The sequence below is a fragment of the Vibrio sp. Isolate22 genome (assembly GCF_022398115.1).
GTDB lineage: Bacteria > Pseudomonadota > Gammaproteobacteria > Enterobacterales > Vibrionaceae > Vibrio.
Genome location: NZ_JAKEUW010000029.1, coordinates 32,561 through 55,224, shown reverse-complemented (window position 1 = coordinate 55,224; position 22,664 = coordinate 32,561). Strand labels below are relative to the sequence as shown.

The window sequence follows — 22,664 nt, the reverse complement described above, 5'->3', positions numbered from 1 at the left end:
CTTTCAAATAAAAAAGAGCCCTTAATGGGCTCTTTTTGTGTGTCTTTGGTGAGCGATAAGCCAAGGCTATTGTGGCTTCTGCTTCGCTTCAAAAGCAGCCAGTTGCTCTGGTGTTGCTTTTGGTTGGTGGTTTTGTTTCCACTCATCGTAAGTCATGCCATAAACACGCTCACGAGCATCATCGATATCAAGGTCTAAGCCTTGTTGTTCAGCTTCTGCTTTGTACCACTTACTGAAGCAATTACGACAGAAACCAGCCAAGATCATCAGATCAATGTTCTGAACATCTTTGTTGTTGTCTAAGTGTGCTAATAGGCGACGAAAGGTTGCTGCATCCAGCTTGTCTTGTTCTTCTTGAGAAAGATCTTTGTATTTAAATTCAGCCACTTTGGTGTCCCTTAATAGTTTTCATTTTTAATGTATTGAGCAGATATTGTTATACAAAAAAAGCCCGCATTTCGCTAGGAGCAAACGCAGGCTTTTCAAAACATTCACAGATAAACCGGAACTCTCATGAAACGATTACAAAACGTATTTATCCTTTTAGCTTCTCTTACCCTAAGCGCTACTGCTTATGCATCTCCATCAGAGGGAAAACAATACACGCTTTTAGAAAAACCTTATTCGACCGAGTATCAAGTAGACAAATTCTTTTCATTGACCTGCATGCCTTGTTGGCAGATGACAGAGTTACTTAAAGATAAGGAAGGCTCTGGTGAACTGGAATTGCATCGTACTCACGTGATTTTTAACGACTCGACCTTACAAGCTGCGGGTATTTACTACACCGTATTGGCTCAAAAGCCAGTTCTGTCTCATGAACTTTTGAGTGAGTTATTCTCGCTGGTTCAAACTAAAAACCCGCTTCAAGAAACGGATATTGATGCTTTTCTCAAAGAACACAACCTTGTGAAACGAGAAGACATGACTCAAGCCCAACAACAGCAATGGGCTAAGTTTATGGAAGACGCTGTTACTAAGACTGAGCAAGCGTCGATTAGCAGCATTCCGAGCTTTATTATTAATGGGCGCTATATGGTGAAGCTAAGAGGCCACCGCTCTATGGAAGAACTGCTCGAAACCATTCAATACCTGAAAGAGCAATAGAGTCTCACTCTTTTCTGGCACCATTCGCAGTACCAAATAAAAAGCCCGACAACGAGTAAGTTGTCGGGCTTTCATCTATTACTTGTCTATACCACTATATTAACCGTGGCTAGTTCGACCTATGTTGTCATGGCTTAGCTCTTTGTTGAGTACCGCTTCGACGTGACCAGGTGAACGAGTTGTACCAGAAATCAATCGATACATCGCAGGGATTACAAACAGAGTCACCAAGGTCGCAAAGCCCATACCGAAGAAGATAACCGTACCTACCGCCACACGGCTTTCGTAACCCGCGCCTGTTGAGGTAATCAATGGGATAGCACCTGCAAGCGTGGTAAATGCCGTCATCATGATTGGTCGTAAGCGTCGAGCAGAAGCATCAATAATCGCCTTTTCAAACTCAATACCGCGGTCACGCAGTTGGTTAGCAAACTCAACGATCAAGATACCGTTTTTGGTTACCATACCGATCAACATGATCATACCAATCTGGCTGTAGACGTTGAGCCCCTGACTCATCACTACCAAGCCTAAGAATCCACCAAAGATACCCATAGGTACAGTGAACATTACCACTAGCGGGTTAATGAAGCTCTCAAACTGCGCCGCCAATACCAAGTACGCCACCAACATCGCTAATGCAAACACCACCAAGATACTCGATTGGTTCTCTTTGAAGTCTTTAGACTCGCCCGAATAGCTTACCGAAATATCACCCGGTAGTTGCTCAATCGCTTGTTCATCAAGGAAGTCCAGAGCTTCACCTAACGTGTAACCTTCCATCAGGTTAGCTTTAATCGTTATCGACTTCTGCTTGTTGTAGTGCGACAAACGAATCGATGATGCGACTTCTTCAATGTGAGTCAAAGTATCTAGCGTCACCAACTCACCAGACTGAGTTCGCATATAGATTTGGCTCAAGTCATTAGCATTGTTGAAACTGTTTTCGTCACCACGTAGGTAAACATCGTACTCTTCACCACGTTCGACGAAGGTCGTCTCACTGCGACCACCCAGCATGATTTCTAAGGTGTCGGAGATGTCAGAAACACTCACACCCAGCTCTGCTGCACGCTGCTTGTCTACAGTAACCAGTAGCTCAGGCGTTTTCTCTGAGTAGTCAATATCTGCGCCTTCCATCATCGGCGAATCTTCAGCGGCTTGCTTTAAGATCTCTGCCCACTTTTGCAGTTCAGAGTAATCTGAGCCACCAAGCACGAATTGTACTGGTTCACTCGACCCGCCTCGGAAACCGGGCATGAATGGAAACACTCGTACATCAGGAATACCGGCTAGTGACTTACGAACTTCATTCAGCGCTTCTTGCGCGGTCACGTCACGCTCGTCCCAATCTTCGAGGATCATGATAACAAAGCCCGTTTGGTCACCGGCATTACCACCAAATGCTGGTGATTGAATGCTGAATGACTTCAAGAAGCCTTGACCAAGCAATGGCATTAGACGTTCTTCAACAATGTCCATGTTGGCAGACATGCGGTTATAACTGGTTGCATCAGCACCACGGACAAACGCAAAGATAACACCACGGTCTTCTTGCGGAGTCAGCTGCGCAGGCACTTGTTGCATCAAACCATAGCTACCACCCAAGCATGCGATAATGATGATAGGAGCAGCCCAACGCCAATTTAACGCGCGGCGTAATACCGAGCGGTATCCAGATTCTAATTTGCCAAATACACGTTCAACAAACAGGTTAAAGCGGTTTGGTTTCACGTTCGCTTTTAAGATCTTACTGCCTAGCACTGGCGTTAGTGTCAATGCGACTAGCGACGAGAAGATCACCGACATAGCAAGCAATACAGAGAACTCGGTAAACAGAAGGCCAACCATACCGTCCATGAACGAGATTGGTAGGAATACCATCACTAATACAAGTGTCGTTGCGATTACCGCGAAGCCAACCTCTCGTGTCCCTTTATAGGCCGCAAGCAGTGGCGACTCACCACGTTCAATGTGGTGGAAAATGTTCTCAACCACCACGATTGCATCATCAACTACCAAGCCAATCGATAGAATAAGTGCCATCAAGGTAATCAGGTTGATGGAGAAACCGAAGTAGTAAGCCGCAATAAACGACGAGATCAAAGATACAGGTACGGTTACCGCAGGGATAAGCGTGGCACGAGCTTGACCGATAAAGATGTACAGTACGAGGATAACCAAGCCACCCGTGATAAAGAGTGTGCTGTACACCTCTGAAATAGAACGGTCGATGAACACGGTCGAGTCATAATCGACAGCCAAACGCGTACCATCTGGCAAGAACTTCTGAATCGCTTCCACTTCTTTGTGTACTAAGTCAGCAACCTCAAGTGGGTTGGCATCTGACTGAGGCACGATACCCATACTGACGTTAACAACGCCATCACTCTTAAAGGTCGAGTTTTCGTTCTCTGCGCCAATGTAAACATCAGCGACATCTTTAAGATAAATCGGCGTGTTGTCAGAAGCGCGCTTGACCACTAGGTATTCAAAATCTTCCGCTTCTGTGTATGAACGAGCGGTACGAACCGACATCACGATCGCGTCATTACGAACTTCACCGCCCGGGCTCTCGATATTCTCATTGTTCAATGCAGACGTAATATCAGATGTAGTAACCCCACGCCCAGCCATTTCAGCAGGCTTTAGCTTCACGTACATGACTTTGTACAAGCCACCCGAGATATCCACCGAACTTACGCCGGAGATCAAACTAAATCGGTCAATCAATACACGCTCTGTGTAATCGGTTAACTGCGTTCGGTCCATCTCAGTAGAGCTTAGGTTGATGTAAACCGAAGCCTCACCACTACCGTTGTTCTTGTAAACAATCGGGTCATCAGCTTCGTCAGGCAGAGAGCGCTGTGCACGAGCAACGGCGTCACGAACGTCACTCACTCCAGTATTCAGGTCGTAACCCAATTCAAAGGTAATCGTAATACGCGACATACCGTTGCGAGTGGTGGACTCGATCTCATCAATACCACTGATACCGGATAATTGGTCTTCAAGATTGGAGGTTATTTGACTCTCGATGATGGTCGCTGATGCGCCTTCGTAACGCGTGCTGATCGATACCACAGGGCTTTCGATATCAGGCATCTCACGAACGGCAAGCTTACTAAAAGAAACAATACCAAACACAACCAATAGCAAGCTCAATACGACAGCTGCTACCGGTCTCTTTACTGAAACATCAGATAACAACATTAGTTAGCGCCTTCTTGTGCTGTTTTCTCGGTTGCTGAGTCAGCCGGTCGGTTTATAGCAAGTTCCTGAACCTGAACACCATCACGCATGTTCACGATGCCCTGAACGACAATTTTCTGGCCAATCTCGATACCCTTTTCAATCACAACTTCGTTGTCGATACGAGCACCAAGGAAGACTTCCGTTCGCGTTGCCTTGTTATCTTCACCAACCACATAAACAAAGCGTTTAGTACCTGAGTACTCCAGGGCTTGAACGGGAATGATTGGTGCTTCAATTGGTGGGAAGTCCATCGCCGCCGACACCAACATGCCCGGCTTTAGATAATCATTGTTGTTGTCGAAATTAATTCGAACTCGAAGGTTTAATGTCTCTGCGTTGATACGAGAATCAATGCCAACCACTGAACCTGTAAATTCTGTATCTCCCCATGCACTGGTGCGAGCCGTCACTTTCATACCTTTAGATAGCTTAGAAAGGTAACGTTCAGGGATCTGAAGGTCTAACTGCATGACTGACAGATCATCTAGGGTTACTAGTTCAGTACCTGCGGTCACCATTTTACCGCGGCTAAAATCGATAAAGCCGACTGTGCCGGAGAATGGTGCACTAATGTGAAGATCTTTTAGGTTGGCATTTGCTGCCGCCAAACGAGCGTTGGCGATCTCTACATTGGTTTTCTGTGCGTCAATTTCGGTTTGCGTGATCGCGTTACGTTTCACCAAGCGTTCAAATTCCGCTAGTTTACGTTTCTCGTCTTTTAGATACGCTTGCGCTTCTGCAACTGCAGCTTTTGCCTTATCGTCATCTAACTGAACCAACATCTGACCTTTAGTCACATCTTGATTCGCTTTAATGTTGATAGAGTCAACGCGTCCAGCCACCTCAGAAGTGATCATCACTGATTGCTCAGCTTCTAGTTTTCCAACTAGAGAAAGGGATTGGCTAACTTGGTGAATATCAACCTGCTCAGTAACAACAGTGACAGTGCTCGGGCCCATGCGCTTTGCAAGTACGGCTGGAGACGCCATAAGAATAGACAAGCTCAGCAGGGTTAAAACAGATTTATTTTTCATAATTATGGTCTGCAATTAAGTTTTGTAGCAATCACAGTGAGTAAGTGGTCAGCAATAGCGTAGGAAAAAGGCTTGAAAACAAGGCTGCTCTTTTCAACAGGATAGCTTCGATAAGTAGTTATCCTACAATCAAAAATCCTAACGCAGCTGTCGAGCATTTTAATAAGCTAGAACGACAAGTTACTTACTACGATTGGTATTATTCTCTATAAATGAAATTAACCGTATTCTATCAACTGATGAATGCTGTAACGTCAAGAAGTGTAAATCTAGATTAAATTTCGTTTACGTTTCGTGGTGGTTTATCCAAAACAACAGCAAGACAGAAAGCCAATAACCTCAAGGCGTTACCCACCAGTACGTAAACCTTAGTACAGATGTTCACTTCACGAGCAATATGCGTACTTTTCGCCATCTTTGCCCAAAAAGGCAGCATTTAACACAAAACCATAAGAAAAACCCTTTACAGGTTTAACGTGTTTGCTATGATGCGCTCCGCACTTGAGAGATGCGTTGGGAAAAACATCTCTTTAGCCTATCCATTATGAGTTAGGAAAAACACCCTGGAGGGGTTCCCGAGTGGCCAAAGGGAGCAGACTGTAAATCTGCCGGCACTGCCTTCGATGGTTCGAATCCGTCTCCCTCCACCATATTCTTCTTATCTCTACCTAAGAGTTAAGAGAACAACCTGATTGATGGGCTTATGGGAAAACATCAATTTAGGCTTACTTTGTGAAGAGTAAGATACACCCTGGAGGGGTTCCCGAGTGGCCAAAGGGAGCAGACTGTAAATCTGCCGGCACTGCCTTCGATGGTTCGAATCCGTCTCCCTCCACCATATTCTTCTTATCTCTACCTTAGAGTTAAGAGAACAACCTGATTGATGGGCTTATGGGAAAACATCAATTTAGGCTTACTTTGTGAAGAGTAAGATACACCCTGGAGGGGTTCCCGAGTGGCCAAAGGGAGCAGACTGTAAATCTGCCGGCACTGCCTTCGATGGTTCGAATCCGTCTCCCTCCACCATATTCTTCTTATCTCTACCTAAGAGTTAAGAGAACAACCTGATTGATGGGCTTATGGGAAAACATCAATTTAGGCTTACTTTGTGAAGAGTAAGACACACCCTGGAGGGGTTCCCGAGTGGCCAAAGGGAGCAGACTGTAAATCTGCCGGCACTGCCTTCGATGGTTCGAATCCGTCTCCCTCCACCATATTCTTCTTACCTCTACCTAAGAGTTAAGAGAACAACCTAGTTGATGGGCTTTATGGGAAAACATCAATTTAGGCTTACTTTGTGAAGAGTAAGACACACCCTGGAGGGGTTCCCGAGTGGCCAAAGGGAGCAGACTGTAAATCTGCCGGCACTGCCTTCGATGGTTCGAATCCGTCTCCCTCCACCATATTATCCTTAATTGGAAAATCGAAAAGCCAACTCATTGAGTTGGCTTTTTTCGTTTCTAACATTCCATATCTCTCAGCGTAACTTCTCTTCTAAACGTTAGAACACTGCAATACCGATCTTATCGTAAGGTAGTTGATACCTTTGAACTTACCGATGAATCAATCACTCCAAACTTCCATATGACGCTTACAAACCAAATAAGCTGCGCAACCTAAGCAGTTTGTCGAAACAGGGTCTTCGCAATCATCCACGATGTTCTGTATCTGCTGCGATGAAAGTTCAGGCTCTAATATAGGCTCAAAAAACCTCGTCATATCAACCAACTCCTCGGTTTCATTTAGTTACGTAACTAATTAGAAATATTAAAAGTGAGTAACTTGCATTGAGGTTAGCCCACCTTATTCCCAAGCCTTCCCTAACTCGTTCTCTTCCAGACACTTGCAGAGTAAACGACCAGACACAAAAAAGCCCCTACAGATTTCCCTGCAGGGGCTTTCAATAATCAAAGCACTGGTTTACCAACTTATTCTGTTAGCCGTGCCAGAGATTAACCTTGAATACCAACAATCAACCAAGGTGCGTTGTCAGTTGTTAGATCACGCTCTAAGTGCCAGATATCAGTGATGTCTTCTTCGATACCTTCCGCAGAATCACGGTAGCGACCGCTAAACTGTAGGCTTAGCTGTGCTTTGCTGCCGTCATGGTCTGCACGAACGATTTCAGCATCAACGTACATTACGTCTGTGTGCTGATCACCGTCTAGCTTGCTACGCTCAGCTTTTAGGTCTTCGAAAAGGCTTGGAGACACGTACTCTTCAATCGTGCTTAGCTCGTTGTGGTTCCATGCACCTTGCAGTGTACGGTAGTGCTCACGAGAGCCGTTGATGAATGCCGCTTGATCAAAACCCGGTGGGTAGTTATGTGGAACATCGCTTTGTGCACCAAAACCAAAGCCACCAGCAGTGCCTTGTGATTGAGGTTGTGCTTGCTCGAAGTTATGAACATTTGGCTGTTGCGTTGGTTGTTCAAACTTGTTTTGTCCCATACCGCCGAATGCTGGCTGTTGGCCACGTGCATTCTGCTGATTCATAGACCCCTGCTTCGCGCCAAGCATGCCACGTAGGAACTTAAACGCTAGGAAAGCAATCAGACCCATAATCAGAATATCCATGAACTGGATACCTTCAAATGCGCCACCGAAGAATGCTGCTAGTAGACCACCTGCAAGTAAACCGCCTAGCAGACCGCCCATTAGGCCTTTCTTGCTAGAGTTAGCCGCTGTGTTCTTACCTGCTTGATCTTGTCGGATTGAATTCGTGTTCTGTTGTTGCTGTTTGGGTGCAGGAGCCGTTTTGAAACTCTTACCAAAAGACTTACCACCACCAAACTTTTTCGCTTCCGCGATTGGTGTCACCGCGACTGATACCATCAGAATCGCGACTAGTGAGAAAAATCGTTTCATTATTATCCTTTATAGGTTTCTTTATCTTTCGACACCTTAATCATACTCGTTAACAAAGCACAATGAAATATTCACTGTGTTTACACATGTTTCATAATATTGCGGCGATTAGTTGATTACTAAACTAGCGAAAGGATTGACGGCACTCAGGGGCAGCATTAAAATATTGAACGATGTTCATTTACTAGAAACTACTCATGGCACGCAGAAACGACCACACTCGAGAACAATTGATCCAGCTGACTTTAAATACAGTGACAGATTTTTTAGAGCAGCACTCCTATCACGAGTTGAGCCTACGAAAAATCGCGAACATGATTGGTTATGTACCAAGTACCCTGGTAAATGTTTTCGGTAACTACAACCTTTTGCTTCTTCATGTCGTCGCCAAAACACTAGATGAACTCGCGGCTGAATCTGCAGCTGCCGTTGAACAATCAAGCAATGCGCAACAAGCATTATTTAATCTTGCATACTGCTACCATGACTTTGCGCAAAAGCACCCACACCGTTGGCAGCTTATCTTTGAACACAACATGAACGGTGAAAACCTACCTGAATGGCAATCCAACCGTATTGATAAGATGACTGGCATGCTAGAGCAATTGTTAATCGCAATTGCACCTGAACATACGGAAAGCGAAGTTGTTAAAGCGAGCCGCGTATTATGGTCTGGCGTGCACGGAATTACACTTCTGAGTGTTGACGATAAGTTTTTCGCATCTGAGCCTATCGATGGTAAAGAGTTGATTAATAACCTAGTCTCAAACTACTTAACCAACTGGTAAGCATTCAAGGAAAGACAATGAACAACAGCAGCCAATCTTCGCTGTTAACGCAAAAAAGGTTCCTACCCTATTTTATTACCCAGTTTCTGGGAGCCTTTAACGACAACATCTTCAAAAATGTTCTGTTGCTGTTTGTTGCTTTCGCAAGCGTAGACACACTACCTATCTCCAGCAACCTATTCATAAATTTGGCGGCTGGCTTATTTATTCTGCCCTTCTTCCTGTTCTCTGCTTTGGCTGGCGTACTGGCTGACAAATACGAAAAATCTTGGTTTATCCGTAAAGTGAAGCTGCTTGAAGTGGTGATCATGTCGCTGGGTGCGATTGGTTTTATCTACGAAAGCTACGGGATCTTACTTCTACTTCTGTTTCTAATGGGGACGCAGAGTGCCTTCTTCGGACCAGTAAAATATGCGCTACTCCCTCAGCAACTAAAAACAAAAGAACTCGTTTCAGGTAACGCATTAGTTGAGACAGGTACATTTCTAGCCATTCTGATTGGTACTTTGGGTGCCGGTATTATTGCATCGGAAGAGAGCGCGAAGCTGGTCGCAGCAATTTGTATAGTGTCATTTGCTGTACTTGGCTATGTATCAAGCTGCTTTATTCCTGAAGCACCAAGCAATGCGCCAGATCTTAAAGTGAAATGGCAGCCAATCAAGCTGACCAAAGCAACACTCGCGATTGCAAAAAAAGACCGCCCAACCTTCCAGGCTTTAATGTCTATCAGCTGGTTTTGGTTCCTAGGCGCTACCTATTTAACCCAATTCCCAAATTTCACTAAGCTGCATTTGAATGGCACTGAGAGTTCGGTTGCCTTTTTGCTGGCTCTATTCTCTGTGGGTATTGCCATTGGCTCTCTAGCCTGTGACAAGCTTTCAAATCACCGAATTGAGATTGGCATTGTGCCAATGGGCAGTTTAGGAATTTCAATTTTTGGCTTGTTGATGGCGACATCCACCCCTGAGTCTTTGCCCGAGTTTAGCTCTTTTCAGCAATTTGTGACTTATTCAGAGCTATGGTCGTTGTTTGCTTATCTACTGCTGCTTGGCATCTCTGGTGGTATCTTTATTGTGCCGCTTTATTCACTGATGCAGTTACGCGCGAAACCAGACGAACGTGCTCAAGTAATTGCAGGGCTAAATATCTACAACTCGCTGTTCATGGTAGGTAGCGCTGTGATGGGCATCGTATGCTTAAGCGTGCTTGAACTATCCATCCCACAGCTGTTTATACTGCTGGCGCTATTGAACACTTTCGTGATGCTTTACCTGTTCTATCAGGTACCCATTTACGCCTTCCGCTTCTTCACTTGGGTCGTCACTCACACCATGTACCGCGTTAAGCACAAGAATCTGCACAACCTGCCTGAGAATGGTGGAGCGTTGATTGTTTGTAACCACGTCAGCTATATGGATGCACTCCTGCTCAGCGCGGTATGTCCTCGCCTGATTCGTTTTGTCATGGAAGAAGACTATGCCAAGCTTCCACCATTAAGACGCTTCTTGAAAAGAGCTGGAGTGATTCCTATCTCATCCACCAACCGCCGCTCGATTCGCAACGCTTTCAACGAGGTCGAACAAGCACTGCATGAAGGTCATATCGTGTGTATCTTCCCGGAAGGTAAACTCACCTCAGATGGCGAGGTTGCGGAATTCATGCGTGGCATGGAGCTGATTATCCGACGCTCTCCCGTGCCAGTTATTCCAATGGCTCTCAAAGGGTTATGGGGCAGCTACTTTAGCCGCTACAAAGGCCGAGCATGCAAAGGATTACCGACTCGTTTCTGGACTAAGCTAGAGATCGAAGCGGGTGAGCCAATTTCGCCGGCCGACGCCTCTTGTGAAACCCTGCGTCAGGCCGTTGCTGATCTGCGTGGCTCTCAAAGGTAATTAGCTTAAAATAGGTCCAAATGCCCCTCCTGAACAGACGTTTAGTTTTTCTTAACGTTTGTTCAATTCATTTAGACTTACTTATCATCAAGTTAAGCGTATAGTCTTCGCTACGCTGCCATAACCAGAAACGATAAAAACAATATAATGAAAATGAATAAATCCATTCCATTTTATCTCGCTGCTCTATTTTGCTTAACCCCATGGGTAAGTTCACCTACCGCGCTGGTTGTCGGTTTTCTGCTTGCAAGCTTAGGCTTAGTGCCTGAAAACGTAGAGGTTGGAAAAATCACTAAAAAGCTACTGGCCTACTCAATTGTCGGCTTGGGCTTTGGCATTCAGTTTGAGAAAGCACTAGCGGTGACTGGTGACGGTATTGGTTTGATCATTACCACTATCATCGGCACATTGGTTATTGGCTGGTTCTTAGCAAAACGTATAGGGCTGGACCGTACTACGGGTTACCTGATTTCTTCTGGTACTGCAATTTGTGGTGGTAGTGCGATTGCTGCGGTCGCCCCAGCCATCAAAGCAGAAGACGAACAGATTGGTTTAGCATTGGCTACCGTCTTTGTATTGAACTCTGTAGCACTGTTCTTATTCCCGATGATTGGTCATGCGCTTGAATTGAGCCAACAAACGTTCGGTACCTGGGCAGCCATCGCGATTCACGATACTTCTTCAGTTGTTGGTGCCGCATCTGCATATGGTGAAGAAGCACTGACGACCGCGACAACACTTAAGCTCGCTCGTGCGCTATGGATCATCCCAATCGCGTTGGTCAGCGCAATGATCTTCAAGAGTGATCAAAAGAAGATTACCGTGCCTTACTTCATTTTCTTCTACTGCGCGGCTATCGCAGTCAGCGACTTATTGCCACAATTTGAAGTGGCATACCAAGGCATCTTTGACGTGTCTAAGCGTGCATTGGTTGTGTGCCTATTTTTAATTGGCTGCGGTATCTCTGTAGAGAAACTGAAAGCGGCGGGACCAAAACCGTTGATGTTTGGTATTACGATGTGGGTGATGATTTCTACAGGTTCATTAGCGTGGTTGACCCTCGCATAACCTCTACGGAGTTAAATCTCTAACAAAATAACGAAGCTCGAATATCGAAACAAAAAAGGCAAAGCTCATATGGGCTTTGCCTTTATCGTTTTTGAAACTTTTTAACCAAATCGCTATTCAAACAGGGGCTTATCACTCTTCTTGCTCTCTCTTTTCATCAAAACCAATACCACAACTAACACAAATGCAGTAAGTTCAGCTAACGAACGCGTCAGCCCCGACGATGTGATAGCTTGGCCTATCTGCAGTAGCACTGCAATGATGAGGGCAATTTTCATAATAAGACCTTATTCTATAATCCGTTATTTATATGGCTTATTATGATGGATGGTTATAAAGATAATAAATTCTGTTTTGAACTATCTAATTGCTAAATTAACTAACCTAGTTCAACTGCCCTTCTAACCATTTGATAAAAGTTCTTACTTTAGGCCGCTTTTCGGTACCGAGTGGGCAGATAAGATCATACCCTTTATCTGCCTCCATGCTTGGGTAAGGCGTAATCAGCTCTCCCGTCTCAATGTACTGCTTCACGAAGTGATAGCGCCCCATCGCAACGCCAATATTACAGAGAGCACTCTTAACGCCCATATCTCGGTGGCTCACACAATAAAACTGCTCGAACAGATTCACATCCAAATGATTGTGCTTAATCCAGCGCTGCCAGACGTCGGAGCCTAACGCATGAATAAAGTTAATCCTATGAAGCGACTCTAGACCATCATCAAAGATTTTGTGTTCTGCGGCATAACTCGGCGTACAAACCGGAATGTATTTTTCACCAAACAGGCGTTGTCGGTGCATGTCTTTAAGATCTTCCGCACCGTAATAGATAGCTATATCAAGATGGTTTTGGTGAAAATCCTGTTCCTCTTGCGAGAAGATATTGAGATTAAATTTAGGGTATCTTTTCTTAAAGTCCGCAAGCCTAGGCAACAACCAACTATTAGCAAACGCCGGGCTAGTACCAATATTGATCTGCCCATAGAGATCGGTGTTGGTAATGTCTTCAATCTCACCAAAAATCGAGCTTAACGACTTAGACAAAGTTCGTTGAAAGCGCTGACCTTCTTCGGTCAACTCAAGCTTGCGTGTGCCTCGTACAAACAAGTTAAAGCCAAGCTCACCTTCTAACACCTTAATGCGATGACTCACCGCTCCTTGTGTTAAATGAAGCTTTTTAGCAGCCAGCGTAAAGCTCATTTTCTCTGCTGCGACATTAAAGGTATGAAGATTTCTAAGTAAAGACTGATGGTTTGCCATAAGCACTCATGCATTAAAAATTTTAATTCATGGTACTACCCGTTTCGTTTGTTTGCATTAAGAAATAAGTTTCTAATAGCCGCAGTTACTTAAAATACTGCATTGATCAATATTTGGTTGCAAATACTGATGCGCAGAAACATTAAAAAAATTAATTTAAAAATTTAGGGGCACGTATGAATATACTTGGGTATATGCAAAAAGTAGGTAAGGCATTGATGGTTCCCGTAGCCACACTGCCAGCTGCCGCAATCCTTATGGGTATTGGCTACTGGTTGGATCCTGTTGGATGGGGTTCGGAAAGTATTTTGGCCGCATTCTTGATCAAATCTGGCGGTGCAATCATCGATAACATGGCAGTTCTCTTTGCTGTCGGTGTCGCATTTGGCTTAAGCCGAGACAAAAATGGCTCCGCGGCGCTGTCTGGTTTCGTGATGTTCCTTGTCGTCACCACGTTGCTAAACCCAGGCTCAGTCGCACAGTTGCTTAATGTTGAGGCAAGTGAAGTGCCAGCCGCTTTTGGAAAAATCAGCAACCAATTTGTCGGTATTATCGTGGGTATCATCTCAGCTGAGATCTACAACCGCTACTCGACCGTTGAATTGCCTCAAGCTCTCGCATTCTTCAGCGGTAAACGCTTAGTTCCTATCCTGACTTCGGTTGCAGGTATGGCGCTTTCATTTGCTCTTCTTTACATCTGGCCTGCAGTTTACGACGCACTTATCGTGCTAGGTATCAAGCTAGAGAGCATGGGCGCGGTCGGTGCGGGTCTATTTGGTTTCTTCAACCGCTTGTTCCTATCCGTAGGTATGCACCACGCACTGTACCCAGTGTTCTGGTTCGACGTTGTTGGTATTAACGACATTCCAAATTTCTTGGGCGGCGCGCAATCTATTGCTAACGGCACAGGTATCCCTGGTAAAACAGGTATGTACCAAGCGGGCTTCTTCCCAATCATGATGTTTGGTCTACCGGCAGCAGCATTGGCTATGTACCACTGCTCTGATGCGAAAAATAAGAACCAAGTATTCGCTATCATGCTTGCGGCGGCTATGGCTTCATTCTTCACAGGTATTACAGAGCCGCTAGAGTTCAGCTTCATGTTCTTGGCTCCGGTACTGTTCCTACTGCACGCTGTGCTAACAGGTCTATCACTTTACATTGCGGCAAGCATGGAATGGATGGCAGGCTTCGGATTCTCAGCAGGGTTTGTTGACCTGGTGCTGTCTAGCCAAAACCCACTAGCAGTAAACTGGTACATGCTATTGGTTCAAGGTGTTGTGTTCTTCGCGCTGTACTACTGCATCTTCCGCTTCGCTATCATCAAATTCAACCTACGTACTCCAGGTCGTGGTGAAGAGATGGAAGCTGAAGGCGAGACTGCTTCTCCAGAAGCACTCGTGAACCTAACTAACAACTACATTGAAGCAATTGGCGGTGCGGACAACATCCTAGAAGTTGATAACTGCATCACTCGCCTACGCCTAACGGTAAAAGACTCTTCAATCGCCGACAGTGACAAACTGAAGAAACTAGGAGCAGCAGGTGTGGTTCCGGTGGGTAAAGGTGGACTGCAAGTTATCATTGGCTTAGGAAAAGTGGATAAGGTCGCAGAACAAATGAAGAAGGCTCTCGCTTAACAAGATACCTTTGATGACAAGATAAGATAAGATAGTAAGAATTTGTGATGGCTTCACCACCATCACAACCCCCTGAAGCGCAATTACGACTAGTCACCGTGTATTGCGCTTCGTTTTATTTAGAACGAACCTCTTGTAACCACTGCGCCAATCCCGCTCTCGATACCTTGATGCCTAATTGTTCTTGCTCTGGCATGCGGTAGTAGTCGATAGGCAACTTAAATCGCTCCAGACTTCCTTGTAGCTGCTCGGCAAACCACGCTTTGGTTGGCATTTCATCACAGTCAATAATCGCAACAGGTCTAAAACCAAATTCACTGTCTTCAACGGGAATGATAAAGGCTTGCTTAACCTCGGGCAGCTGGCTAAGTGATCGCTCTATTTCTTCACAATGAATATTCTCACCGCCAGAAATAAACTGATTGTCAGCTCTACCAATAATCGATACTTGCTCGCCATTCCATTGACCAAGATCTTTACTATTAAACCAGCCATTCTCATCCACTAATGGGGTTAAAATGCCTTGATAGTAGTAACCAGAAGCGAGGGTATTGCCTCCAATATAGATACGTTGATTTTCAATTTTCAATTGACGATGATTAAGCACAAAACCTGCAGTGCTGCTCGCATCAACAGGCTTTGCCGTCACCGTTGAGGCCGCTTCCGTCATGCCATAACCAAGCCAAGTCTCAATCCCCATTTGCTGAGCTTCAAGGCCAAGTGCTTCTGGAATATGGCTACCACCTAACAGCACATGAGTTAAAGTAAGTGCTTGCTTACTCTTTAATAACCTATGTAGTTGAGTAGCGACCAACGAAGCATGACTACACCCCTTTATATCTGACTCAAGCTGACCAATACCCATTTTTATACAGCCACCAGCAACGAGCCAACGATGAACAATCGCCAGCCCCGACACATGGTACGTAGGTAAACTTAGCAGCCACGTATCACTGCCTTTAAATTGGAAAGCGTCCAGTAACCCGGCAGCAGAACATAAGTGCTGCTCAAGTGTGTGAGCCACCGCTTTAGGATTTCCGGTAGAACCTGAAGTAAATACGATACTCGCGAGGTTTTGAGGACTGAAACAGGAAAGCTCTGCCGTTGCTGCTGGCTTGTCATCAACATTCAAATCAATCAAACAAGGCAATGTAAGTAACTTAGTGTTTGGTTCAGTAAAGTCCGATTGAATTAAACCACCACTTTCTAAGAGCCATAAGTAACGTCTATCCGACGGCCTATAAAGCGATTCAAGCTTTTGCGTTAAGCGAGCTGAAGGTTGAGGCATAGTGAACGCGCAAAGCACACCTAGGTTCAGTGCCGCTAGATAAACGGGGATCACTTCGGCTTGGTTCTTACCAACAATGGTCAACACATCGCCTTGAGAGAGGCCTTGTTCTGATAACTGTTGTTGGTAATCACTCACTAACGCCACAACTTGCAGCCAAGTGTAAGCACGGTTGGGAGTAACGAATGCTGTTTGATGTGGGTTCAGCTGCGCCCACTGTACCCAGAGCGGGTGATGATTAGATTGTAGGCGCATCATAAGATAACCAAGTTAAAGATTGAAAACTGATTGAGTCAGCCGGCCAATCGGCTTATGAAGACCAAATCAGCTGCTGCTGTTCAAGCGTCGCAACAGGAAGTTGGCAACCTGGCCATGGCACTTCTAGCTGTTGTTGATACAAACCAATCGTATCAAGCCCCGGCACTTCATTAGGCAAGTACTGCTGTGCCAATCGCGCAATCTGAGTTAAGCCAAGGCTCGACTCAATACTTGAGCTTAGAACAGGCTTAATACCAAGTTGCTGTGCACGTTCAATGATCGCCACACAACGCTCTACCGAGCCGATTAAGGTTGGTTTAATTACCACAGCCTTAACACCAGTTAAATCACTTAAATCAAACTCAGGCTTACGCACCGCTTCTTGCAATGTTTCGTCCCAAGCAATTGCTACACCGTGGTCGATGGCAAAAGCCAAGCTATCTTCTGGCTTTTGGCAAGGCTCTTCAATAAAGCTAATGCGCTGACGAAGTGATGGCGAAATGTATTTGATGAACTGCTTCGCTTTTTCAGACTTCCACGCTCGGTTAGCATCAAGTCGTAGCGTTAAATCAGGAATCGATTCAAGGAATAAGCTCACCAGCATCCCATCGCGGATCGCTTCGTAAAGACCCACTTTGACTTTAGCGACCTTCTCACCTTCCATCTCATTAAGCACAGGGATCAATTCATCTGGGTCACCAGTACATAGAGGTGCAGCTTGGTAGTTACCTTCCGCATTGAGTTCGCCTTGAAGCTCCATCAACGCCATTGAAAAACCAAACGCCACTGACGGATAAAGTTCATCGAATGGGGTATTAGGTTTGTTGTGACTCCAAAGCTCTAGCTCATTTTGTAACTGAATGCCAGCTTGCTCGGCATCTTCTTGGCTAAAGCCCGGCAACGGTGCGACTTCGCCAAAACCAGACTGACCATCACACTCAAGATGGATAATGTAGCCAACACGTTCGTTCAACTTATTATCACGCAGCACCACGCCACTATCCATAGGTAGTTGATAACGATACAGTTTAGCGTGACGCTGGGAATTCATTGAATTCATAAGGTTTCCTAAAAAACGGGAACATTAAAACAAAACGAGCCGCTATTTAGCGACTCATTCTGAAGAGGATAAAACTATGGGTTACGCGGGAATTTGTCGAAATCAGGTCGACGTTTCTCGTTAAACGCATTACGGCCTTCTTGGCCTTCCTCTGTCATGTAGAACATCATGGTTGCATTACCTGCAAGCTCTTGCAGACCTGCTTGGCCATCACAGTCGGCATTTAGCGCTGCTTTCAGACAACGTAGCGCCATTGGGCTGTGTTGCAGAACTTCACGACACCAACGAACGGTTTCTTTTTCTAGGTCAGCGACAGGCACAACCGTGTTCACCAAGCCCATATCCAATGCTTCTTGAGCATCGTAGAAACGGCATAGGAACCAGATTTCACGCGCTTTCTTCTGACCAACGATACGAGCCATGTAAGAAGCGCCCCAACCGCCATCGAACGAACCCACTTTAGGGCCAGTCTGACCAAATTGAGCGTTGTCTGCTGCAATAGTAAGGTCAGCCATCATATGAAGCACGTGACCACCACCTACAGCCCAACCCGATACCGCTGCGATTACTGGCTTAGGACAAGTACGGATTTGGCGTTGGAAATCAAGCACGTTCAGGTGGTGAGTACCTGAATCATCTTTGTAGCCGCCGTAGTCACCACGAATACTTTGGTCACCACCAGAACAGAACGCCTTCTCACCAAGACCCGTTAGAATGATTACGCCAACTTTCTCGTCGTAACGAGCGTCAGCCAGAGCATTAATCATCTCTTTTACGGTTTGTGGACGGAACGCATTGTGCACTTGAGGGCGAGCAATCGTAATTTTCGCAATACCGTCATCAGACTTGTGGTATTGAATATCTTCATATTGACTGCTTTCATCGCGCCAGTTAACGGCTGCGTAAAGTTCTTCTTCTGTGATGCCTACTGTTTTAGCCATGGTGATTCCCATTGTTCTATTAGAGAGCGCGACTAGTGTAGAGTCGCGACGGTGTTGCTCTGCTTGTCATAGCGCTTGATACGAGAGACACGCTCAGTCAGTTCATCAACGACTGGCGATACATTGGATAATCAAGTTTGAAAACATCTCTGGTTGTTCAAAATGAACATTATGACCAGCGTAATCAACCTGACTATATTCAAAGCCACTATTCTCAGCTAGCTCCATGAATTTACGATCTTTTTCACCACATACATAGTGCAAAAGATGCTCATGAGATTTTAATGTAGCACGTAAATCAGGTTGCTTCGCTAACGAAGTAGATAACAACATATTTGCTACGGATACTCCAAGGTTACCACTACGCTTTATGACCAAAGTTTGTCTTTGCTCATGATTTAGTGAAGAAAAGACGCTTTGTTGATACCAATCGTCTAAAACATCCTCAATCGACTGCTGTGCAAAGCGCACGGCCCATTGCGTATCATGCACTAACCTTTGTGCTCTTTCTTCGTCACACTCCAAGCCAAAGTTACCACCTTCGATGATGACTTTTTCAAGATTCAGTGTTTCAAAGCAAGGGCTTGTCACCCCATACATGGCGAGCCTTCCTCCCATTGAGTAGCCAATCACCACGATAGGATAATCTGCAGGAAGATCGTTCTCCTCCAACTGAGAAGTGATGCACTGAACGATCTTGGTGCAGCAGTGTTCAAAGCCTACTGGATCGATAAAACGGCTTTGTCCGTGTCCGGGTAAATCTATGCAAAGACGAGGAAAATCTTCGAGGAAGGGGTGACATGCACTCCAATCATCCCCGCTACCGAGTAAACCATGTAAAAAAACAAGCAAAGGTTTATCAGAAGGTACTTGCGCAGCTGGGTAGTAATTGGAGTAAAGCATGTAAAGTCCTTAGGCTAATGCCTCGGTGAGCATTGAGCTGAATTGCTTCAGCAAAGTAGACGCTTGTTCGGGAGGCGTCTTAACTTCCACGAGCAAAGTACCTTGACCTTGTTCGAAATGTTTTTCGATGAGCGTTTGGTAACAGTTAAGGGTTTCAGGGGCAGCATAATCAAGCTTGAATTGTGCAGCGGCATGCTCAAAACTGAAACCATGAGGCATCTGATAAAGTGACTGTTTTTGTTGCTCAGGGACCGGCAACAAATCAAAAATCGCCCCACCATCGTTATTGGTAACCACAATAACCATTGGCGTTGTGCTATGAGTGAGCAGCGCTAGCGAATTGAGATCGTACAACAAAGAGGTATCACCAATCAGCATCATCAACGGTGTTTGGTTAGCTTTCACCACGCCCGCAGCCGTCGCCACCAAGCCATCAATACCCGAGGCACCACGGTTGCTGTAAACTTGAGTCGCAGATATTGATGACAACATATCCACCAGCCTTACCATCAAGCTATTTCCCACAAATAACTCTCTGCCTTTAAGTCTAGACGACAAGTCAACGGCAACGCTCAACTCTGTGAGTTGATCATTATTAGAGATTTGCGCCAATGCCAATTGTTGAACGGTGTTCGCGACTTCCGCCAACGGTGCAGCCCAGCCAGCATGTTCTCCCAACAGTGTCGGTAGATGTTGCTCTGATAACCAATGCTCGATATCAGCGATAATATGAGTTTGAGGCAGATGATCTTGATTAATACGATGCGCATCTGGTGAAACAACGATGTACTGCGATGAACAAAATGTGGCTGCTTGTCCTTTTACCCATTGGTTAAGACGCTTAGATACGATGCGCTCACCAAACTGGATAATAAAATCACACTGACTAAGCTGCGCTTTGGCTGCGTCACTTTGCATCCACAGATCATAGTGTTTCCAATCACTGCTGACACCCGATTGAGGGTCACAGAAAACTGGCCAGCCCAAAGCTGTCGCAAACTGCTTGGCTTTAATTGCAGCTTCATTCTCGATAGAACCAATAATCACTGCGCCTTTACGAGCTACATATTCACTTGCCGAAACAGGCTGAGCGTTTAAATGACTGGGTAAGTAAGTGTTCGAGTAAAGGCTGGTTGAAGCTCTCCAACCTGCCACGCTCTTTGTATAATCCGCATACATCTCAGCGCTATTAGCGGAATAAAGTGGTTCTGGGAACGGACAGTTGATATGAATAGCCCCACCGACGCTGCGCTGTTTCGCCAGTGCGTTGTCAACCGATGTCAAAAGCCAACTCAAAGAAACTTGTGTCGTTGGGCTTGGAAGATTTAGTTCCGTTTCAACGTGAGATGAAAAGATACCCTGCTGCTGAATCGCTTGATTAGCACCACAGTCGACTAAATCGATAGGTCGATCTGAGGTCAGCAAGATAAGCTTCTCTCGTGTTAACCCAGACTCAGCGGTCGCTGGTAGAAGGTTAGCTACGGCTGTGCCGGACGTAACAATCACCGCAACTGGCTTCTTGCTCGCTTTAGCTAAGCCTAAAGCAAGAAAGCCAAGCCCGCGCTCATCAAAATGCGTGTGTAAGGTTAGCTTAGAGTTAGCTTCGGCTTCGAGTGTTAATGGTGTTGAACGAGAGCCTGGCGCGATGCAAACATGTTCAACACCGCTGCGAACAAGCTCTTCAAGTAATGTGTTACACCAAACTCTGTTTAATACAGCTTGGTCGTGACTCATGATGCCACACCCAATGGTGGATGATCAGAAATCAGGCTAAGCAAGGTCGACATCTTCTTATTCAGTTCTTGCCACTCATGCTCTGCTACCGATCCGGGTACGATCCCCGCGCCTGCAAACAGCTGTACTTGATCGTTGACAATCAATGCACTTCGAATCGCCACACAGAATTCCGCTCGTTGGTGACTGATGTAACCGACAGAGCCAGCATACCAGCCTCTAGCAAACGGTTCGTGTTCAAGAATGAAGTCCATTGCTTCTTTACGCGGCAAACCAGCTACTGCTGCTGTAGGTTGTAAAGCGGCAAGCAACTGAACGCCATTAACGCCGTTATTAAGCTGCGCGTGAATATTTCGTTTTAGGTGCTGCACCTTACGCAGACGAACCAGACGCGCTTCTTTCTCTACGTGTACGGATTGTGAATGAGGCGTTAGACGCTCAATGATATCGTCGACCACATATTGGTTCTCATTGAGGTTTTTAGTGTCTTGAGAAAGCCAATTGGCTAGCTCCATATCCTCGGTCGCGTTTTCACCACGACCAATGGTCCCAGCCAGTGCTTCCGTATCGAGCTCAGTGCCATGTCGGCTATATAGGCGCTCAGGCGTCGAGCCAATAAAGCTGTGTTTCGAATCCAGTACCAGCATAAAGTGGAAGCTGTGATGATTTTGCAGATAGCTCGCTTTAAGGAGTTGAGCGGCACAAATAGGCGCATCAAGCTTTAGCGTCGTTTTACGCGCCAAAACCACTTTCTTATATTCTTCGTCACTGATGCCTTTGAGCACCTTCTCAACCAAGCCGCCCCACTGTTCTCTTTCTGGAACGTGGTTAATCTGTTCAATATGCGCAGACAAGGGAGCCAGTATCGCAGCATCAACAGACAGCTTATTCAGAGCATTAATCGACGCAACGCGATCAGGTGATAAGTTAACGGCCAGCGACCAAGTATCGTCAAAGCGGATCAATTCTATCTGAGGAAGAAAGAAAAAAGACTCCATGCAACGGCGATTTTTTTCAGTGTGACCGTCGAATGAACGTCCACCCCAGATTCGTTGGTCTTCACCAAGAATCGCATACGCGGGTGCTGGATCTGAAAATGTGTGTAACTGACCAAGCGCAACCACCTCTTCACGAGTGTCGCGTGATTGCCAGTAAAACTTAGGAAAAAGCGGTTGAGCATGAAGCCATTCGATAAATGCAAACGATGGTTTTTGCGTGAGAACTTCAACACAACGAACTTCGCTTGCTTGGGCATTTTGTACTCGCTCAATCAAAGCGGAGATAGTTTGCTGGAAATGTGACAAATCGACCTCGTTCACATCTAAATTCTTATTATATTAGTTTGATACTTTATGGGTAGCACCCACTTAGATCAAGAATGTCCGATATCTTTTCAACATTCCTGTGACTTTAAGCGAGCCCCTCTATCATTTTAGACAATAACCATAAAAGCGATGAATTAAAACTTAGAAAAGGGTGACAACAAAAAGACCAAACGTAACACTGAAATGCGACATTCATCAGATTTTTATTCTATCAAACGCCATTTTGCGGTACTTTAATAAA

The 22,664-nt window shown here is 45.5% G+C and carries 19 protein-coding genes and 5 tRNA genes; 10 read left to right on the top strand and 14 right to left on the bottom strand.

The features are described 5' to 3' along the window. Positions 1 to 66 precede the first annotated feature (66 nt). On the bottom strand, positions 67 to 387 hold the full coding sequence (locus L1D55_RS16555; protein ID WP_239918164.1) for a DUF1244 domain-containing protein: 321 nt from the start codon (positions 385 to 387) through the stop codon (positions 67 to 69). A gap of 126 nt (positions 388 to 513) precedes the next feature. Here L1D55_RS16555 and L1D55_RS16550 point away from each other — a divergent pair, with 126 nt between their 5' ends. After that, on the top strand, positions 514 to 1,107 hold the full coding sequence (locus L1D55_RS16550) for a thioredoxin domain-containing protein (RefSeq protein WP_239918163.1): 594 nt from the start codon (positions 514 to 516) through the stop codon (positions 1,105 to 1,107). A gap of 99 nt (positions 1,108 to 1,206) precedes the next feature. On the opposite strand, the gene vexH is transcribed toward L1D55_RS16550, so the two are convergent. From vexH to L1D55_RS16535, 3 genes are all read right to left on the bottom strand, one after another. Next, entirely contained in the window at positions 1,207 to 4,320 is a 3,114-nt protein-coding gene (gene vexH, locus L1D55_RS16545; RefSeq protein ID WP_105024557.1) for a vibriobactin export RND transporter permease subunit VexH, read from the bottom strand. Further along, positions 4,320 to 5,396, bottom strand: coding sequence for an efflux RND transporter periplasmic adaptor subunit (locus L1D55_RS16540; protein WP_004739949.1), 1,077 nt, complete (start codon positions 5,394 to 5,396; stop codon positions 4,320 to 4,322). Before L1D55_RS16540 ends, vexH begins: the two co-directional genes overlap by 1 nt. Before the next feature lie 274 nt (positions 5,397 to 5,670). Then, the gene (locus L1D55_RS16535) at positions 5,671 to 5,811 is read right to left on the bottom strand and encodes a hypothetical protein (RefSeq protein WP_239918162.1); all 141 of its coding nucleotides are present in this window, start codon (positions 5,809 to 5,811) and stop codon (positions 5,671 to 5,673) included. A 150-nt stretch (positions 5,812 to 5,961) separates the two neighbouring features. On the opposite strand from L1D55_RS16535, the gene L1D55_RS16530 reads away from it, so the two are divergent. The 5 genes from L1D55_RS16530 to L1D55_RS16510 all read left to right on the top strand — a co-directional run bounded on the left by L1D55_RS16530 (position 5,962) and on the right by L1D55_RS16510 (position 6,799). Next, positions 5,962 to 6,046 (top strand) — tRNA-Tyr (locus L1D55_RS16530). Positions 6,047 to 6,149: 103 nt separating this feature from the next. Next, a tRNA-Tyr gene (locus L1D55_RS16525) sits at positions 6,150 to 6,234 on the top strand. Positions 6,235 to 6,337: 103 nt separating this feature from the next. After that, positions 6,338 to 6,422: transfer RNA gene (locus tag L1D55_RS16520), tRNA-Tyr, on the top strand. 103 nt (positions 6,423 to 6,525) lie between these two features. Continuing rightward, positions 6,526 to 6,610: transfer RNA gene (locus tag L1D55_RS16515), tRNA-Tyr, on the top strand. 104 nt (positions 6,611 to 6,714) lie between these two features. Further along, positions 6,715 to 6,799: transfer RNA gene (locus L1D55_RS16510), tRNA-Tyr, on the top strand. A 160-nt stretch (positions 6,800 to 6,959) separates the two neighbouring features. On the opposite strand, the gene L1D55_RS16505 is transcribed toward L1D55_RS16510, so the two are convergent. Next, positions 6,960 to 7,115 carry a hypothetical protein gene (locus L1D55_RS16505; RefSeq protein WP_239918161.1) on the bottom strand — a complete coding sequence of 52 codons (156 nt, stop codon included), beginning with the start codon at positions 7,113 to 7,115 and terminating at the stop codon, positions 6,960 to 6,962. Positions 7,116 to 7,348: 233 nt separating this feature from the next. Beyond that, entirely contained in the window at positions 7,349 to 8,263 is a 915-nt protein-coding gene (locus L1D55_RS16500; protein WP_008220669.1) for a TIM44-like domain-containing protein, read from the bottom strand. 197 nt (positions 8,264 to 8,460) lie between these two features. Between L1D55_RS16500 and L1D55_RS16495 the strand changes: the two genes are divergently transcribed. The 3 genes from L1D55_RS16495 (at position 8,461) to L1D55_RS16485 (ending at position 12,011) form a co-directional block, all read left to right on the top strand. Continuing rightward, positions 8,461 to 9,051 (top strand): TetR-like C-terminal domain-containing protein, encoded by a 591-nt coding sequence (locus L1D55_RS16495; RefSeq protein WP_008220667.1) that lies wholly within the window; start codon positions 8,461 to 8,463, stop codon positions 9,049 to 9,051. A gap of 17 nt (positions 9,052 to 9,068) precedes the next feature. Further along, positions 9,069 to 10,943 (top strand): MFS transporter, encoded by a 1,875-nt coding sequence (locus L1D55_RS16490; protein ID WP_239918160.1) that lies wholly within the window; start codon positions 9,069 to 9,071, stop codon positions 10,941 to 10,943. Positions 10,944 to 11,090: 147 nt separating this feature from the next. Continuing rightward, entirely contained in the window at positions 11,091 to 12,011 is a 921-nt protein-coding gene (locus L1D55_RS16485; protein WP_239918159.1) for a putative sulfate exporter family transporter, read from the top strand. A gap of 113 nt (positions 12,012 to 12,124) precedes the next feature. Here the strand turns inward: L1D55_RS16485 and L1D55_RS16480 are convergent, their stop codons facing one another. After that, a complete protein-coding gene (locus tag L1D55_RS16480; protein WP_008220662.1) occupies positions 12,125 to 12,289 on the bottom strand; it encodes a hypothetical protein in 165 nt (54 codons plus the stop codon). 106 nt (positions 12,290 to 12,395) lie between these two features. Beyond that, positions 12,396 to 13,274, bottom strand: coding sequence for a LysR substrate-binding domain-containing protein (locus L1D55_RS16475; RefSeq protein WP_239918158.1), 879 nt, complete (start codon positions 13,272 to 13,274; stop codon positions 12,396 to 12,398). Between the two features lie 194 nt (positions 13,275 to 13,468). On the opposite strand from L1D55_RS16475, the gene nagE reads away from it, so the two are divergent. After that, positions 13,469 to 14,914 carry an N-acetylglucosamine-specific PTS transporter subunit IIBC gene (nagE, locus tag L1D55_RS16470; protein ID WP_171368420.1) on the top strand — a complete coding sequence of 482 codons (1,446 nt, stop codon included), beginning with the start codon at positions 13,469 to 13,471 and terminating at the stop codon, positions 14,912 to 14,914. Positions 14,915 to 15,029: 115 nt separating this feature from the next. On the opposite strand, the gene menE is transcribed toward nagE, so the two are convergent. The 6 genes from menE to L1D55_RS16440 form a co-directional block, all read right to left on the bottom strand. Beyond that, the gene (menE, locus tag L1D55_RS16465) at positions 15,030 to 16,460 is read right to left on the bottom strand and encodes an o-succinylbenzoate--CoA ligase (protein ID WP_239918157.1); all 1,431 of its coding nucleotides are present in this window, start codon (positions 16,458 to 16,460) and stop codon (positions 15,030 to 15,032) included. A 52-nt stretch (positions 16,461 to 16,512) separates the two neighbouring features. Beyond that, positions 16,513 to 17,520: an o-succinylbenzoate synthase gene (gene menC / locus L1D55_RS16460; RefSeq protein WP_239918156.1), complete on the bottom strand. Its 1,008-nt coding sequence runs from the start codon at positions 17,518 to 17,520 to the stop codon at positions 16,513 to 16,515. Between the two features lie 74 nt (positions 17,521 to 17,594). Continuing rightward, positions 17,595 to 18,461, bottom strand: a complete 867-nt coding sequence (gene menB / locus L1D55_RS16455) for a 1,4-dihydroxy-2-naphthoyl-CoA synthase (protein WP_102423832.1) — start codon at positions 18,459 to 18,461, stop codon at positions 17,595 to 17,597. A gap of 105 nt (positions 18,462 to 18,566) precedes the next feature. Then, positions 18,567 to 19,364 (bottom strand): 2-succinyl-6-hydroxy-2,4-cyclohexadiene-1-carboxylate synthase, encoded by a 798-nt coding sequence (menH, locus tag L1D55_RS16450; protein ID WP_004739938.1) that lies wholly within the window; start codon positions 19,362 to 19,364, stop codon positions 18,567 to 18,569. A 9-nt stretch (positions 19,365 to 19,373) separates the two neighbouring features. After that, positions 19,374 to 21,098 carry a 2-succinyl-5-enolpyruvyl-6-hydroxy-3-cyclohexene-1-carboxylic-acid synthase gene (gene menD, locus L1D55_RS16445; RefSeq protein WP_239918155.1) on the bottom strand — a complete coding sequence of 575 codons (1,725 nt, stop codon included), beginning with the start codon at positions 21,096 to 21,098 and terminating at the stop codon, positions 19,374 to 19,376. Further along, positions 21,095 to 22,402, bottom strand: coding sequence for an isochorismate synthase MenF (locus L1D55_RS16440; protein ID WP_105059376.1), 1,308 nt, complete (start codon positions 22,400 to 22,402; stop codon positions 21,095 to 21,097). Before L1D55_RS16440 ends, menD begins: the two co-directional genes overlap by 4 nt. Positions 22,403 to 22,664 lie beyond the last annotated feature (262 nt).